At 68.3% G+C, this 15659-nt stretch carries 13 protein-coding genes and 3 tRNA genes; 10 read left to right on the forward strand and 6 right to left on the reverse strand.

The features are described from left to right. Positions 1–80 precede the first annotated feature (80 nt). Positions 81–1271 carry an ROK family protein gene (locus tag ABD882_RS04400; protein ID WP_345184742.1) on the reverse strand — a complete coding sequence of 397 codons (1191 nt, stop codon included), beginning with the start codon at positions 1269–1271 and terminating at the stop codon, positions 81–83. Positions 1272–1420: 149 nt separating this feature from the next. On the opposite strand from ABD882_RS04400, the gene ABD882_RS04405 reads away from it, so the two are divergent. From ABD882_RS04405 to ABD882_RS04440, 8 genes are all read left to right on the forward strand, one after another. Continuing rightward, the gene (locus ABD882_RS04405; protein WP_345184743.1) at positions 1421–2536 is read left to right on the forward strand and encodes a Gfo/Idh/MocA family protein; all 1116 of its coding nucleotides are present in this window, start codon (positions 1421–1423) and stop codon (positions 2534–2536) included. Continuing rightward, entirely contained in the window at positions 2533–3501 is a 969-nt protein-coding gene (locus ABD882_RS04410; RefSeq protein ID WP_345184745.1) for a sugar phosphate isomerase/epimerase family protein, read from the forward strand. The genes ABD882_RS04405 and ABD882_RS04410 overlap by 4 nt, the downstream gene beginning before the upstream one ends. A 65-nt stretch (positions 3502–3566) precedes the next feature. Then, complete coding sequence (locus ABD882_RS04415) at positions 3567–4697, forward strand: ABC transporter substrate-binding protein (protein ID WP_345184747.1); 1131 nt, start codon at positions 3567–3569, stop codon at positions 4695–4697. Beyond that, the gene (locus ABD882_RS04420) at positions 4697–5671 is read left to right on the forward strand and encodes an ABC transporter permease (protein WP_345184749.1); all 975 of its coding nucleotides are present in this window, start codon (positions 4697–4699) and stop codon (positions 5669–5671) included. Before ABD882_RS04415 ends, ABD882_RS04420 begins: the two co-directional genes overlap by 1 nt. Further along, complete coding sequence (locus tag ABD882_RS04425) at positions 5668–6477, forward strand: ABC transporter permease (RefSeq protein ID WP_345184752.1); 810 nt, start codon at positions 5668–5670, stop codon at positions 6475–6477. The genes ABD882_RS04420 and ABD882_RS04425 overlap by 4 nt, the downstream gene beginning before the upstream one ends. Beyond that, positions 6477–7559: an ABC transporter ATP-binding protein gene (locus ABD882_RS04430; RefSeq protein ID WP_345184754.1), complete on the forward strand. Its 1083-nt coding sequence runs from the start codon at positions 6477–6479 to the stop codon at positions 7557–7559. Before ABD882_RS04425 ends, ABD882_RS04430 begins: the two co-directional genes overlap by 1 nt. Before the next feature lie 69 nt (positions 7560–7628). After that, positions 7629–9602: an ABC1 kinase family protein gene (locus ABD882_RS04435; protein ID WP_345184757.1), complete on the forward strand. Its 1974-nt coding sequence runs from the start codon at positions 7629–7631 to the stop codon at positions 9600–9602. Positions 9603–9616: 14 nt separating this feature from the next. Beyond that, positions 9617–10324 (forward strand): NADPH-dependent F420 reductase, encoded by a 708-nt coding sequence (locus tag ABD882_RS04440; RefSeq protein WP_345184759.1) that lies wholly within the window; start codon positions 9617–9619, stop codon positions 10322–10324. Positions 10325–10370: 46 nt separating this feature from the next. Here ABD882_RS04440 and ABD882_RS04445 read toward each other — a convergent pair whose 3' ends face one another. The 4 genes from ABD882_RS04445 to ABD882_RS04460 form a co-directional block, all read right to left on the reverse strand. After that, entirely contained in the window at positions 10371–11543 is a 1173-nt protein-coding gene (locus tag ABD882_RS04445) for a Fic family protein (protein WP_345184761.1), read from the reverse strand. 402 nt (positions 11544–11945) lie between these two features. Further along, positions 11946–12018, reverse strand: a tRNA-Phe gene (locus tag ABD882_RS04450). A gap of 80 nt (positions 12019–12098) precedes the next feature. After that, positions 12099–12172, reverse strand: a tRNA-Asp gene (locus ABD882_RS04455). Positions 12173–12199: 27 nt separating this feature from the next. Further along, positions 12200–12272 (reverse strand) — tRNA-Glu (locus ABD882_RS04460). 253 nt (positions 12273–12525) lie between these two features. On the opposite strand from ABD882_RS04460, the gene ABD882_RS04465 reads away from it, so the two are divergent. After that, the gene (locus ABD882_RS04465) at positions 12526–13914 is read left to right on the forward strand and encodes a peptidoglycan DD-metalloendopeptidase family protein (RefSeq protein ID WP_345184763.1); all 1389 of its coding nucleotides are present in this window, start codon (positions 12526–12528) and stop codon (positions 13912–13914) included. A gap of 90 nt (positions 13915–14004) precedes the next feature. On the opposite strand, the gene ppa is transcribed toward ABD882_RS04465, so the two are convergent. Beyond that, complete coding sequence (gene ppa / locus ABD882_RS04470; protein ID WP_345184764.1) at positions 14005–14496, reverse strand: inorganic diphosphatase; 492 nt, start codon at positions 14494–14496, stop codon at positions 14005–14007. Positions 14497–14588: 92 nt separating this feature from the next. Between ppa and tilS the strand changes: the two genes are divergently transcribed. After that, complete coding sequence (gene tilS / locus ABD882_RS04475) at positions 14589–15590, forward strand: tRNA lysidine(34) synthetase TilS (RefSeq protein ID WP_345184766.1); 1002 nt, start codon at positions 14589–14591, stop codon at positions 15588–15590. The last annotated feature ends 69 nt before the right edge of the window (positions 15591–15659 follow it).

Consider the following 15659-nt stretch of genomic DNA (forward strand, 5'->3'; position numbering starts at 1 on the left):
CGGGCTTTCCGAGCCGAACCCGAGGAGCGTGGCTGACCAAGGCGGCGCTCGCCGAACAGCGGCAGTGCTCGCAGACATCCTCAGTCGACGACGCTGAGGTCCTCTCGGACGCGGTCGACCGGGATCCGCGCTTTGCCTATGGCTGACGTGCCCGACGGGGTGAACAGCTGCTCTCCGAGCGACTCGATGCACATGCGCAGGCAGCCGGTCAGCACGCTCGCGTCGCCGAACTGCGAGCCGCGGAGGCGGGCCTCGATCGGCCGGTCGTTGGTGGCGAGCTCCGCTTCGAGCGCGGGGATGAGGAGGTCCTGGATGCTGCCGAGCGAGCCGCCGAGGATGATTTCCTCCGGTGCGAGCAGCCAGGCGATCAACGTGATGCCGGCGCTGAGGGCGCGGGCGAGGCGGCCGACCTCGTCGAGGGCGCCCTGGTCACCGTCGCGCGCGGCCGTGACCAGCTGCAGGGTGGCGGCGTGCCCGGGGGCGAGCTCGTCGTCGAGGTCGACCAGCAGGGGGCTGACCAGGTCGTGCAGCCCCAGCTCCCGCGCCCAGCTGACTTCGCCGGCCGCACCGTCGCGGCCGCGGTAGAGTTCGTTGCGCAGCACGAGGCCGATACCGATGCGCTCGCTGTCCGAGAAGATGTACGCGAAGTCCTGCACCTCGCCGTCGCGCGACCACTTCTCGCCGAGCGCGGCCAGCTTGGCGTCGTTCTCGACCCGCACCGGGCAGTCGAACAGCTCGCCGACCGCGTCGCTGAGTGAGAACCCGGTCCACTCCGGCATGGTCATCGGGAGGTCCACCATCCCGTCGTCACGCACGATCCCCGGCGTGGAGACCGTCACCGCGACGACCGCGGATCGCGCCACCCCCGCCTCCGCGAGCAGGCGCGCCACGCACTCGTCGAGGAGACTGAGCCGCTCTTTCCGTGAGGTCTTGATCGGCAGCGGCACCCGGAGGTCGGCGAGCACGGTCGTCGCCAGGTCGGCGACTGTCGCGTGGATCTGGCCCGCCTCCAGTTGCAGCGCGACGACGCAAGCGGCGTCATAGCGGAAGGCGAAGCTGCGGGGCGGGCGGCCGACCGGGCGGGCATCCGGCGTCGTCGTGTGCACCTCCACGACCCAGCCGCTGTCGATCAGGTCATCGAGGATCAGCTCGATCGTTCGTCGCGACAGGCCGGATTCCCGCTGCAGCGCGGTCATCTTGGCCGGACCGCCGCGATACAGGATGCCGAGCGTCGTGGCGGCGTTGCGCTGCCGCATCTCCACGTGATCCATGCCTGGTCTACCCCTTCATCGCCGAGCCCGATCATACGCGAACAAAAATAGTTTTGCTATTACCGCGCATAATTGCTAGCGTTCCCGATCAACAGCACATGCCGGACCTCGGCTCGGGCTGACAAGAGCTTCGAAGAAGAAGGACGATCTTGACTGTTCAGAAAGATCCGATCGGTGTCGGCATCGTCGGCTGCGGCAACATCTCCGGCGCGTACTTTCGTGGCCTCCGGCGGTTCGACGGGTTGCGGATCGCGGGATGCGCGGATCTCGATCAGGAGCTCGCCCGGGCGGCGGGCGAACGTCACGGGGTGCCCGTGTTCGCGAGTGCGGAGGAGCTGGCGGCAGCGGATGGCGTCGACATCCTCGTCAACCTCACCCCTCCACTCGCCCACGAGAGCGTGACCCGCTCGCTGCTGGGGACCGGAAAGCACGTCTTCACCGAGAAGCCGCTCACGGCCTCGTTCGCGTCGGCCGCCTCGCTCGTCGCCGAAGCCCGCGGCAAGGGCGTGCTGTTCGGATCCGCCCCGGACACGTTCCTCGGCTCGGCCGGCCAGACGGCGCGGGCCGCTGTGGACGATGGGCTGATCGGCGACGTGATCGGAGCGAGCGCATTCGTCACGCACAGCAAGGCCGAACTCTGGCATCCCGACCCCACGTTCCTCTTCACGACCGGAGGCGGCCCCGCGCTCGACATGGGCCCGTATTACATCGCCGCGCTCGTGAACCTGCTCGGGCCGATCGTGTCGGTGTCTGCGATGGCGCGCATCGGAAGCACCGTGCGACCGGTCTCGACGCCTGGGCGGCAGGTCGACACGATCGACGTCACCATCCCTACTCATGCCTCCGCCACCCTCGGGTTCGCGAACGGCGCGATCGGCACAGTGCTGATGAGCTTCGACGTGTGGGACCACGAGCTGCCGTTCATCGAGCTGTACGGCACCGAGGGGACGCTCAGCGTGCCAGACCCCAACAACTATGACGACACGGTGCGGGTGCGGCAGCACGGCGAGCACGCCTGGCGGTCGCTGCCCCCCGTGATCGAAGGCTTCACCTCCCGCGTGGACGGGGCGGACCTGCCGCTGCGGGGCCCCGGCGTCGCGGACCTCGCCGCGGCGCTGACCGGCGAGCCGTTCCGCACGAACGCGGACTTCGCGCTGCACGTGCTGGAGGTGCTCGACGCGATCGCGAACGGCACCGACGGCGTCGCCGCCCTCACCACGACCTGCGACCGCCCCGCACCGACCAAGGAGACCTGGACCTCATGACCACGACCACCACCGCCCCCGCGACCTCCCGCGCCTTCGGCGTCGACCTGATCACCTTCTTCGACCCGGGATTCTGGGGTCTCGCGACGAGTGAGGAGTTGACCGCGCTCGCGGCCGCCGAGCCGCGACGCGTCTGGGACACCATTCTCGACGCGCTGCAGGAGGCCGGCGTCACCGAGTTCGAGATGACGTTCGCTCCTGCTGACCGGCAGACCGCCGTCGCGGCCTACGGATCGGTGCAGGCGTACTCCGACGAGCTCGCCGGCCGCGGCCTCTCCGTCGTCAGCTCCTACTTCGCCGACATCGAGCACGCCGACGACGTCACGGACCCGCAGACCCGGGCCGCGATCCTCGCCGCCGCGGAGACGGAGGCCGCCTTCCTCGCCGGGATCGGTGCCTCCTTCTTGGTCGCCGGCCTTCCGATGCGCCGCAACAACGCCGAAGGCGACGGGCTCGCCCCAGTCGACCTCGCGACCGCCGCGCCGATCGCCGACATCGCCAACGAGGTCGGCGCGATCACCGCCCGGCACGGTGTGACACTGGCCCTCCACACCGAGAGCCATTCGGTGTTCTGGACCCCGCGCGACGTTGACCTCTTCCTCTTGCTCACGGACCCTTTCCTCGTGGCCTTCTGCCCCGACACCGGCCACATCGTGCTCGGCGGGGGAGACCCGGTGCAGCTCGTCCTGCGCCATCGTGAGCGCGTCGTCATCGCGCACTGGAAGGACGCCGCGGGTGCGTTCCGCGAGAAGGCCCTCGTCGACGGCGACATCTTCAGCCGCCACCGCCCCTACTTCCGTCCGGCCGGACAGGGCGTCGTCGACTGGCCCGCCTTCGCTCGGGCGCTCGCCGACATCGGATACGAGGGCGGCATCCTGCTCGAGCTCGACGCGGCCTCCGACCCGGTAGGTCAGCTCGTTGCCGCGCGCACGTACCTGAAGGACGCCACCGCAGGCATCCTCTGACAGACCAGCACCGCCCTCGCACCACCAATGCAATCATCAGCACCACAGAGATCAAGGAGAATGACGTGACTGAATCACGTAGCACCAAAGGGCAACGCCGCCGCTCCCTCACTCGACGGACGGCCCTCGCCGCAGCGGCCCTCTTGGCGACCGCTGTCGCCCTCACCTCGTGCTCGCTGTCGCCCAGTGCCGCGGGAAGCGACAGCAACACCCTGACCGTCGCGATCTGGAAGGGCTACGGTGCAGACCTGCCGTGGGTGGCCGCCGACTTCAAGAAGGAGACCGGTGCGAGCCTCAAGTTCCAGTACATCGATTCCGAGTCGAACATGCTGCAGCTGGTGAACAAGGCGAACGGCGCGATCGACGTCGCCCTGCCGAACATCCAGTACATCGGTTCCGGCATCGACCAGGGCATCTTCCACGCACTGGACACCTCCAAGCTCAGCAACTACACCGACATCTACCCGGAGTTCGCGCAGCGCACGGAGATCCGCAAGGACGACAAACTGTACGGAATCCCGTGGACCTGGGGCAGCACCGGCCTGTTCTTCGACAGCAGCAAGGTGACCCCGGCGCCCGATTCGCTCAGCGTGCTCTGGGACCCCAAGTACAAGGGTCAGATCGCCCTCATCGACGACGCGACCGTGCTGGTGCCGATCACCGCGCTCTACCTCGGTGAGGACCCGCAGAACCCCGACATGACGAAGGTCACGCCTGCACTGCAGAAGCTGAAGGACAACGCCAAGCTCACCTACTCGTCGACCGACGATCTCGCCAAGGCGATCGCGAGCGGCTCCGTGGTGGCCGGCGTCGGCAACTCCGACGCGATCGGCGGACTCATCTCGGGCAAGGCGGCGGGTGTCGACAACTTCCGCTACCAGATCGCGAAGGAGGGCGCCGTCGGCTGGATCGATAACTGGACGATCGCGGCCAAGACCAAGCACCTTGACCTCGCGTACAAGTGGCTGAACTACATGACCGGCAAGGACTTCTACACGAAGTGGGCGAACACCCCCCAGGACGCGTCCCCGGCCCCCGCCAACAAGGCGGTCGTGGACACTCTCGAAGCAGGGACGCTGACACGCCTCCAGGCCAACCCCGACAAGATCTCGAGTCTCGCGCTGCAGCTCCCGCAGCCTGCGGACCGGCTCCAGTCGTGGGTGGACGCCTGGACGCAGGTGAAAGCCGGCTCCTGATGACCACAGCCCCGCTATCCCTGGCCCGCCGTCCGCGGCGGCAGGCCAGGGGGGCCCTGGCCACGAGCTTCCTGCTCACCCCCGGCGGCCTGCTGCTCGCCCTGCTGGCACTGCTGCCGCTTGTCGCGCTGCTGATCATCGGGTTCACGGACGGCGCCGGGAGCCTCACGCTCGCCAACTTCGCGGAGATGATCGCGAGCCCCGTCTACCTGTCGCTGCTGGGGCGCACGCTCCTGATCGCGTTCTGCGTGACGGTCGTCAGCATCGCGCTCGGCTGGCCGGCCGCGTGGGCGCTCGCGCGCTACACCGGCCCACGGGCGAAGCCGCTGATCCTGGGCTTCGTCATCATCCCGTACATCACGTCGCAGTTGCTGCTGATCTACGGGTTCGTCAGCCTCGTCCAGGCTGGTGGCCCGATCATGTCCCTGCTGTCGGCGATGGGGCTGGCGGATCCGCAGGCCTCGATCATGTACACCCCTGCGGTAAACATCCTCATGCTGATCCAGGAGAGCATCCCCACAGCCATTCTCGTGATGTACTCGGCATCGGATCAGATCAGCGGCTCGGTGCTGGAGGCCTCGCGCACGCTCGGCGCAAGCAAGGGCTTCGTCTTCACGCGCGTGATCTGGCCGCTCAGCTCGGCGATGATCGGCGTGAACTTCGCGCTCACGTTCGTTCAGACGGTCGGCGCCTTCGCCGAGCCCGCGATCCTCGGCGGCCCCACCGGCCAGATGCTCGGAAACACCATTTCGACCCAGCTGCAGTCGGGCGTGCATCAGCAGTTCGCAGTCGCGATGTCGCTGGTGCTGCTCATCACGAGCCTGGCGATCGTCGGCGGCGTCACCGGTCTGCTGTCCTGGTCGCGGTCCGCGGTCTCCGGGGTGGCCAGGGCCGGGCGCCCCCGACCCGAACGCGTCGCCGCGCAGACGCTGCTCCCCGAAGAAGCCCTCACCACTGAAGGAGTGCTCCGATGAAGAATGCGGCCCTTCCCCGGCTGATGAAGACGTGGCTGTACCTGGTGCTCGTCATCCTGGCGCTGCCGCTGCTCGCCATGACCGTCCTCAGCCTGAACCAGTCGCGCTACGGCACCTTCCCGTTCCAGTTCACCTTCGACTGGTACGCGAACCTGGCGAACGACCAGGCACTCATCGACGCGCTGCTCACCAGCCTCAACCTGGCGACGCAGGCGACCATCTTCGCGGTGATCGTGGGCACGCTGCTCTCGCTCGGGATGGCGCGCAGCCGCACCTACGTCACCCTGCCGATCAACGGCCTGCTGCTCGCCCTTCTGACCGTTCCGGCTCTGATCCTCGCCGCCGGCTTCGTCGTCGTCTTCGGTTGGCTTGGGCTCGGGTCGAGCACGGCGGGGCTCATCCTCGCGTCGATCGTGACGTCGCTGCCGTTCGTCGTGCTCATCGTGAGCGGGAGGCTGCGCGACCTGAACCCGCACGACGCGGAGGCCGCCCACTCGCTGGGGGCCGGCCCGCTGCGGACGTTCCTCACCGTCACGATCCCGCTGATCGGCCCGTCGATCATCGCGGGCGGGCTGCTCGCTTTCGTGATCACCTTCAACAACTTCGCGATCCAGCTCTTCCTGGCACCGATCGGCGTCTCCACCCTCCCCGTGCAGATCTACTCGATGGTGCGCCTCGGCGTGACCCCCGACGTCGACGCGCTCGCGACGATCATCATCCTCAGCACGGTGCTGCTGGTCGTCGTCCTCAACTGGCTCTCCGGCAACGCCGCCAAGCTCTTCACCACAACGAACAGAGGAAACTGATGGCCGAGCTCACCGTCTCGCGCGTCGCGAAGACTTTCAACGGCACGCGTGTCCTCGAACCGCTGGACCTGACCGTCGGCGACGGCCGGTTCTGCTGCATGCTCGGATCCTCCGGATCCGGCAAGTCCACCCTGCTGCGGATCATCGCGGGCCTGGAGGACCCAGACGCCGGCTCGATCCAGGTCGGCGGCCGCGACGTCACCCGACTCTCGGTCGAGAGGCGCAACATCGGATTCGTGTTCCAGAACTACGCACTGTTCCCGCATCTGAGTGTGCTGTCGAACGTCATGTACGGGCTGCGTGCCAGGCGGACGCCGCGCGCCGCGGCCCGCAGGAAGGCGGGGGAGATGCTGGATCTCGTCGGGCTCGGCGACTTCGGCGGCCGCTCACCCGCTCAACTCTCGGGAGGCCAGCAGCAGCGCGTTGCACTCGCCCGCGCCTTGGTCACCAGCCCCGACCTGCTTCTGCTCGATGAGCCGCTGAGCGCACTCGACAAGAAGATCCGCGGCGAGATGCAGCGCGAGCTCAAGCGCATCCACCGCGAGACCGGCCTCACCACCGTCATGGTCACGCACGACCAGGAGGAGGCCATGGACCTCGGCGACCAGGTCATGATGCTCGATCACGGCGTCGTGCAGCAGAACGACACTCCCGAGTCGATGTACCGGGCCCCCGGGAACCGCTTCGTCGCACAGTTCCTCGGCGGCCAGCTGCTCGGCACCGGCGTCGTGCGCGGCAGCGGAGCCGCAGCTCGCGTGGAGATCGGCGGGCTGACGCTGGCGTCGTCGCAGGACGACCTCCTCGACGGCGACCCCGTCGAAGTGCTGGTGATGGCCGAACGCGTTCGCATCGTGCCCGCCGAGGCGCCGGCCCCGGCGCACGCCGCCACGGGGGTGCTGAGCACGATCGACTTCTACGGACCGTTCGCCCGGGCTGAGATCGCTGCAGGAGATCTGCGCATCCCTGTCACGATGCTCTCGCAGGAGGCCGATGCCCTCGTCGCGGGCCGGCAGGTGCAGTTCGTCATCGCGCCGGAGGGACTGCACGCCTTCCCCGACGCGCGTGTGATCCCTTCGCAATGAGGTGAGCGGTCGCCCGGCGATCGTCGGTAGCGTGGGATCCAGCCGTGCCGCGCCAGCGAGGGGAATCCGATGAACGTGACCGCCGTCCTCGTCGACATCGTCGTGATGGTGCTCGTCGCGATCGTGTTCATGGTCATCCTGACGGCCTTCGTCAGACGCGTGCTCGGCGCCCAGGTGGGGATCGGCCGCATCGTCGTCGCGGGGATTCTCGGTCTCGGCGCCGAGGTCGGGTTCGAGTCGCAGTTCGTCTGGAAGCAGGGGTCGTACACGCCCGCACTGATACCGGTTCAGCTCGGCATCATCGTCCTCGTCGCCGTGGCCTTCCTCGTGCTCGCGGAGCTGCTCGTGCCTGCAGGGTCCTTTCCCCGCCCCACCGAGTGGATCCCGAGCATGCGGCGGCGCTCGCAGCGCACGAAGCGCTACGCGCAGATCACCAGGATCGCCCTGCGCGCGGGTCTGCTTCCGTTCCGGCCCGACACCGACCCGTCGTCGGCCGGGTCGGTGGAGCGGCGCCGCCAGGCAGTGGCCCTGCGCACCGCTCTCGAAGAGGCCGGCGGCGCCTTCGTCAAGCTCGGTCAGGTGCTCTCCACCCGCAGCGACCTGCTGCCGGTGGAGTACCTGACGGAGCTCTCGCACCTGCAGCAGCGGGTGCCCGCCGCCGAGTGGGATCAGGTCAGGGCGCTGCTCGAGACGGAGCTCGGCGGACTCGTCGAGACCTTCTTCGCGTCGTTCGAAGAGACGCCGCTGGCCGCGGCCTCGATCGGCCAGGTGCATCGCGCGACCCTCCTCGGCGGCGAGGCCGTCGCGGTCAAGGTGCAGCGCCCCGGCATCATCCCGCTCATCGAGCGCGACGTCGACATCCTGCTGCGGATCGCGAAGCAGCTGGAGTCCTCGACGCGCTGGGCGAAAGATCTCGGCGTCGCCGAACTGGCGCGCGGCTTCTCCGACAGCCTGCGCGAAGAGGTGGACTACCGGGTCGAAGCGTCCAACATGGCGGCGATGACGCACACGCAGCAGGCGCATCCGGTCGAGGAGCGGCTGATCATTCCCCGGCACTTTCCGCGGCTCTGCACCAGCCGGGTCCTCGTCATGGAGCTCGTCGCCGGCCGCACGCTCAGCGACGACGACGCGCTCACGGGGGTCTCGGACGCCCAGCGGGTGCGGCAGTCCGCTCTCCTGTTCCGCTCGACCCTCACCCAGATCATGGACGACGGCGTCTTCCACGCGGATCTTCACCCCGGCAACATCATGGTCACACCGGCCGGCGCGCTCGTGCTGCTCGACTTCGGATCGATCGGACGCCTCGATTCCGAGATCCGTGGTCAGATCGGCAACCTGCTGCTCGCCTTCTACCGCAGCGACTCCCGGGCCTTCGCCGACGCGCTGCTCGCGTTCGTGGAGCTGCCCGACGACGTCGACGAGTTCGCCCTGCGCCGCCAGCTCGGCATGTTCATGGCGACGCAGCTCGGGCCCGGAGCATCGATCGACGTCACCGTGTTCACCGAGATGATCCGGCTCCTCGCGGCAAACCGGGTGGCGCTGCCGGCCGAGCTGGCGAGTTCGCTGCGCGCCATCGGCACGCTCGAGGGCACCCTGCGCCACCTCAGCCCGAGCTTCGACTTCTTGGCCGAGGCCGGTGACTTCGCCCAGGCGAGGATCGCCCAGCTGCAGACGCCGAGCGGGATGTTCTCGGCCGCGAAGACCGAGCTGGACAGCCTGCTGCCGCTCCTGCGCCGGCTGCCCGCGCGCGTCGATCAGCTCACGGGCGTGCTCGCCAGCGGACGTTTCGGCATGAACGTGCGGCTGTTCGCCGATCGGCGCGACCGGACGCTCGTCCGGGAGCTCGTGAGCACGCTCGCGGTCACCTTCCTCGCCGGCGTGTTCGGCATCATGGCGGCGATGCTGCTCATCAGCGACGGCGGTCCCGTGATCACCCCCACGCTGTCGCTGTTCCAGATCTTCGGCTACCTGCTCGTCGTGGTGTCGGGCATGCTCACCCTCAAGGTGGTCTTCGACGTCTTCCGACTGCGCCGAAACCCGTAGGCGGGCGCGGCGTCGTGGCAGAAGCGGCTCCCGGGATCCACACTCTCGGCATCATCGGCGCGGGCCGAGTCGGCAGCGTGCTCATCCGACTCGCCGTGCGCGCCGGGTATCGGGTGCTGGTCGCGGGATCCTCCTCCGCTGCTCGAATCGCACCGACGGTGCGAGCTCTGGGCGCCACCGCGGTCGAGGTGGCGGAGCTCGCCGAGGGCGCGGATGCGGTGCTCCTGGCACTGCCGCTGAGCAGACACACCGCACTGCCCGCGGATGCGCTGCGCGGCAGGCTCGTGATCGATGCCATGAACTACTGGTGGGGCGCGGACGGCCTGAACGACGAGCTCAGCGATCCGCGCACCTCGACGAGCGAGATCGTGCAGCGGTTCCTCGCCGGATCCCGCGTGGTGAAGGCACTCAACCACATGGGTTATCAGGATCTCGAGGATGAGGCGCGGCCCGCCGGTGCGCCCGGACGCAAGGCGATCGCCGTCGCGGGCGACGATCCCGCGGACCTGACCGCGGTGGCCCGGCTCATCGACGATCTCGGCTTCGATCCGGTGATCGCCGGAGACCTCGCCGCCGGCATCATGCTGGAGCCGGGCGCCGAAGCCTTCGGGGCCGACATCGACGCCGCCGAGCTGAGGGCCATGCTGCAGCGCTTCCCGACATCTCAGCGGGGTATCGTCGTCGCCCGGGCTCGGGAGCACGGGTCGGGCCCGCGCTCTTGACGACAAGGCGGCTAGCCTCTCCGCCGCATACTCATAGCTCTCCCACTCATCTCGGCATCTCTCGCCGCCCTGCGCGCTTCGCGAATGCGTCGATCGCATCGAGGATTTCCGTGCTGCGCCAGAAGGGGCCCAGCCTGTGCTCCGCTTTCGCGGCCAGGATCCCGGCATCGACCAGCGCTTGCAGTGGCGGGTAGGCGTTCGGACGCTGGACTCCGAGTTCCCGTGCCGCCGTGGCCGCATCCAGCACCGGGCGGCGAGCGACGATGTCGAGCAGACGCCAGGCATTGCTCGAGCGGCGGACCGTGAGTCGCTCTGCCCACAGCTCCTGTATCCGGTCGATCTCCTCAATGAGGAGTCTCGCATTGGCGATGGCGCGCATCGAGGCGTTGGCGAAGGCCAGAACGATCGGGGACACGTCGCCGGCCCGGTACTCGGTGAGAGCCCGGTGGTAACCGTCGACATCCGCCAGCAGCCCCGCAGAAACCGGCACAGCCACGTTCCGCGTGACTCCGCGGTGGCGGAGCATGGCCTGAGCGAGCGCCCGTCCCGTACGACCGTTGCCGTCGCTGAAGGGGTGGATGGTCTCGAACTGGGCGTGTGCAACGGACACCGCGGTGAGCGGGGCGAGGTCCCTCCGTGTTGCGAAGACGGAAAGATCGGAGATGAGAGCGGGAACGCGATCATGCGTGGGGGCGACGAAGTCGGCGCCGATCGGGCTGTCCGTGCGCGTGCCGATCCACACGGTCTCATCTCGCCATTCGCCTGGCGTGTGCCGTGGCTGCCCGGACAGGAGGATGCGGTGCATCTCCTGGATGGTTCCGGCGGATACATTGTTGCTCAGTTCGAGCGCGGCCTGCAGTGCGTGCGTGTTCGCGGCGATCAGTTCCGCATTGCGGCTCCCTTTCGCCCCGAGCTCCGCGCTGAAGATGGCGCGTGCGCTTGCGGTCAGATTCTCGATCTGCGAGGAAGAGGCAGACTCGGAGCGAAGGAGCACCGGCGCGAACGCAGCTACCCGATGGCCGAGCTCTCCATCGAAACGGCTCAGCTCATTGGTCGCGGCCATGGCCGCTTCGTTCGCCTCCGCCGTCGGGGAGGGATTCAGCGTTGTGATCAGCGGCGGAACAGACGCCTTGAATCGTCTGCTTCCGTAGCCGGTTGAGGGACGCCAGAGTGAGTCCTCCCATTTCAGGGCGGGCCAAAGATGGTCCGATGCGCTCATACACGCGCGCCATAGTTGCTATGGGTAATCAAGTTACTCATAAAAGTACACTAGCCGGTGTATGAGTAAGGCGGAAGCGTCCGAGTTGACTCATCCGAAACCTCCGGGTGCTCGTCCGGAACGGCGTCGGCGAGGCGGGACAGGAGGTCGGCGTCGAGCAGAGCGAGCCGCCGCTCGGGACGGATATGGCGCGCCGGCACAAAACCGGCACAAGCCTCATGTCGAGGTCGTTTCGTCTCGCTGCGCTCGCTCAACGACCGGGAGCTGCGCTTGCTCGGCGACCAGGGCCAGATCGGCCAGGGGGAGCGACGCAGAAACGGTCCCTCACCAGGGAAAAGGCGAAACCCCCGCCATGTAGAAGCTAGGCGAGGGTTTCTGGGGTGATTGTAACGATCACCCTTGTGGCTCCGACGGGCGTCGATCCCGTGACCTCTCGATTTTCAGTCGAACGCTCTACCAACTGAGCTACAGAGCCGCACAGATCCGAAGGTGGAAGCTTCTGACCTGCGTCCTAGACGAAAGGCCCTTTCCGGAGAAAGAGCCCGACGCTTGGAGCGACCCTGACGGGACTTGAACCCGCGACCTCCGCCGTGACAGGGCGGCACGCTAACCAACTGCGCTACAGGGCCAGAATTATGAAATTGTATCGGAAAGAGTGACCCCAACGGGATTCGAACCCGTGCTACCGCCGTGAAAGGGCGGCGTCCTAGGCCACTAAACGATGGGGCCGGAGGTGAACCCCTCGGTTCCCTTGCCGACGCTCAAGCATAAGGGGTTTCCGCGGGAAAACACCAATCGGGGGCGCGTCGCTCTGGATCCCGGGCGTGTCCGGGAGGAGGATGGGAGATGGCCCGCACCCGTCGCGCCCCGCATCCGCCGACTCAGGATCCGAAGAGATCCGCGAGCTGAAGCGGATCAGAGGGTTGCGCACGGGACTGATGTTGTTAGTGTGACATGAGTGAAACCGGCGAAAGGGAGCCGCGTGAACCATCCGAACATCGAAGACGTCAGGCACGGACCCGGACCGACGTCCCGCGTTCGGCGTGCCCGCACGGCCCGCCGCCGTCGCGGCCTCGCAACACTCGCGCTGAGCCTCGGAGCCGTCGGCGCGCTGGTCATCAGCCTCTTCGTAGTGGCTCCTGCCGCATTCGCCGATGACTATCCCTCGTGGGACGACGTCCAGGCGGCGAAGGCCAACGAGGCTGCGGCGTCCAGCGAGGTCACCCGCATCCAGGGTCTGATCGCAAGCCTCACCCAGAACGTCGCCGACACCAAGGCCGCCGCCGAGACGGCGAGCAACGAGTACTTCGTCGCGCAGCAGGCGGCCAACGCCCAGGCACGTCGCACCGACGACCTGCAGGCACAAGCCGACACGCAGAAGAAGGTGGCCGACGAGGCAGGCACCAAGGCCGGACAGATCGCGGCTCAGCTCTCCCGAGACGGCGGCGACACCACTGCGCTGCAGCTCTTCTTCTCCGGCTCCAAGAGCAACACCGACCAGCTGCTGCAGAAGCTGGGCCAGATGGATCGTGTGCTTTCCGGCACCCAGGCGATCTACTCCAAGGCCCTCGAGGCCAAGAACACCGCCCAGTCGCTGACGGACCAGGCCACGGCTGCGCGCACCGAGCGCGACCGTCTCGCCCAGGTCGCGCAGAACAAACTGCAGATCGCGCAGGACGCGGCGAAGGCCGCGCAGGCAGCGCTCGCGGACCAGCAGACCCACCTCGGCGTGCTGCAGGCGCAGCTTGCCGCCCTCCATGACACCACGGCCAAGACGGTCGCCGGCTACCAGGCCGGCGAGGCAGCCCGCGCTGCCGCCGAGGCCGCCGCAGCAGCCGCGCGACAGGCGGCTGCCGAGGCTGCAGCGGCTGCAGCGGCTGCCGCGGGAAACAACGGCGGCGGTGGCGGCGGAGGCGGGGCTCCGGCCGGATCCGGATCCGGCACCGGATGGGTGCGCCCGTTCGGCGGATACCAGTCCTCCGGATACGGTCCGCGCACGCCAGACTGCAACGCCAACGGCTGCTCTTCCAGCTTCCACGAGGGCGTCGACCTCGCTGACGGCGCCTGCGGCGACCCGATCTACGCGGCGCACTCCGGCACCGTGAGCATGGCCTGGTACTACGGCGGTTACGGCAACTACGTCCGCATCGAGAACAACGACGGATCCGGCATGGGCACCGGCTACGGGCACATCGAGTACGGCGGATTCAACGTCTACCCGGGTGAATGGGTCAACGCAGGTGACGTGATCGCCTACGCGGGCAATACCGGCGGATCCTTCGGCTGCCACCTGCATTTCGAGGTCTACCAGAACGACTATCCGATCAACCCCATCACGTTCATGGAGGGCCAAGGCGTCTACATGGGCTGATCCTCGGATAGAACACGAAGACCCCCGGCCCGCTCACGCGGCACCGGGGGTCTTCGTGTTCGACGGGCTCAGCGGCCGGTCGAGGTCGGCTCAGTGGCCGTCGTTCTTGAACCGCTCGATCGACTCGTCCAGGATCCGCTGCGCCTCGGCGGCGTCGCCCCACTCGTCGACCTTGACCCACTTGTTCGGCTCGAGGTCCTTGTAGTGCTCGAAGAAGTGCGCGATCTCCTTCTTCGTGTACTCGGCCAGGTCACCCACATCCTGGATGTGCGACCAGCGCGGGTCCTTGCTCAGCACGGCCACGAGCTTGTCGTCGCCGCCGGCCTCGTCGCTCATCTTCAGCACGGCCACCGGGCGCACGTTCACGACCACGCCGGGGAAGATCGCCTGGTCGAGCAGCACGAGCACGTCCAGCGGGTCGCCGTCCTCGCCGAGGGTGTTGTCGAAGTAGCCGTAGTCGGCGGGGTAGCCGAAGGTCGTGTAGAGCACACGGTCGAGGTGCACTCGTCCGGTCTCGTGGTCGACCTCGTACTTCACGCGGCTGCCGCGCGGGATCTCGATGACGGCGTCGTGTGCACTCATGCCTGTGCTCCTTGAGAAGACGATGGAATCGTGAAGAGGGGAAGGACGGCGACCAGCCTACCGGGGGAAGATCGGACGGCTAGCGTGGGGGCATGCCCGACGCCCCGCTGTCACCCGCCGTCGCCGAGGTCCGGCTGGCCGTGCGCGCCGCCCTCGCCGCGCTGCCGGATCCGCCGACCGCGGTGATCGTGGCGCTGTCCGGCGGTGCGGACTCGCTCGCGCTCGCCGCCGCGACCGCCTTCGAGGCGCGCGCGGCCGGGATCCGTGCGGTCAGCGCGACCGTGGATCACGCGCTGCAGGAGGGATCCGATCGCGTCGCCGCCGAGGCCGCCGCGCAGGCGACCGCCCTCGGGCTCGAGGCACTGGTGCAGCGGGTCGAGGTCATGCCGAGCTCCGAGGGTCCGGAAGCGGATGCGCGGTCGGCGCGATACGCCGCGCTGAGGACGGTCGCTAGCGCCGAGAACGCGCCGGTGCTGTTGGGACACACGCTCGACGACCAGGCCGAGACCGTGCTGCTCGGACTCTCCCGGGGATCCGGCGCCGCGAGCCTGCAGGGCATGGCGCCGGTGCGCACCGACGACGACGGTGTGCGGTGGATCCGGCCGCTGCTCGGAGTGCGCCGTGCCACGACGCGTGCCGCGTGCGTCGCGTCGGGCCTGGAGGCGTGGGAGGATCCGCACAACGCGGATCCGCGCTACCTGCGGGTGCGGGTGCGCGACCGCGTGCTGCCGGTGCTCGAGGCGGAACTCGGGCCCGGGATCGCGGAGGCGCTCGCGCGCACGGCCGAGCAGCTGCGCGAGGACGCCGAGGCGTTCGACGAGATGATCCACGAGACCATCGAAGACATCGTGGAGCACGCCGAGGCCGGGATCTCGGTGAGCGCCGCCGCACTCGCCGCGAACCCCGCAGCTCTGCGCAACCGGATCATCCGGCTGGTCGTGCAGAGCGAGTTCGGGGTCGGACTGACCCGCCGTCAGACGGTCGAAGTGGCCCGGCTCGTCACGGACTGGTCGGGTCAGGGCCCGATCGACCTCCCCGGCTGCACCGCCGCCCGCCACGGCGGCCGGATCGTGTTCGCCGCCCGGGGTCGCTGAGCGGGCTTCTCTTTGTTTGTGGTCGTTGAGCGAACAGCGACGAAGGAGCAGCGAGACGAAACGCGGTTT

The sequence above is a fragment of the Microbacterium panaciterrae genome (assembly GCF_039541635.1).
Lineage (GTDB): Bacteria > Actinomycetota > Actinomycetes > Actinomycetales > Microbacteriaceae > Microbacterium > Microbacterium panaciterrae.

Coding starts and splice junctions, on each gene's coding strand:
- ABD882_RS04420 (WP_345184749.1), top strand. CDS start 4,697: ATGACCACAGCCCCGCTATCCCTGGCCCGCCGTCCGCGGCGGCAGGCC.
- ABD882_RS04400 (WP_345184742.1), bottom strand. CDS start 1,271: ATGGATCACGTGGAGATGCGGCAGCGCAACGCCGCCACGACGCTCGGC.
- ppa (WP_345184764.1), bottom strand. CDS start 14,496: ATGAGTGCACACGACGCCGTCATCGAGATCCCGCGCGGCAGCCGCGTG.
- tilS (WP_345184766.1), top strand. CDS start 14,589: ATGCCCGACGCCCCGCTGTCACCCGCCGTCGCCGAGGTCCGGCTGGCC.
- ABD882_RS04425 (WP_345184752.1), top strand. CDS start 5,668: ATGAAGAATGCGGCCCTTCCCCGGCTGATGAAGACGTGGCTGTACCTG.
- ABD882_RS04445 (WP_345184761.1), bottom strand. CDS start 11,543: ATGAGCGCATCGGACCATCTTTGGCCCGCCCTGAAATGGGAGGACTCA.
- ABD882_RS04410 (WP_345184745.1), top strand. CDS start 2,533: ATGACCACGACCACCACCGCCCCCGCGACCTCCCGCGCCTTCGGCGTC.
- ABD882_RS04435 (WP_345184757.1), top strand. CDS start 7,629: ATGAACGTGACCGCCGTCCTCGTCGACATCGTCGTGATGGTGCTCGTC.
- ABD882_RS04430 (WP_345184754.1), top strand. CDS start 6,477: ATGGCCGAGCTCACCGTCTCGCGCGTCGCGAAGACTTTCAACGGCACG.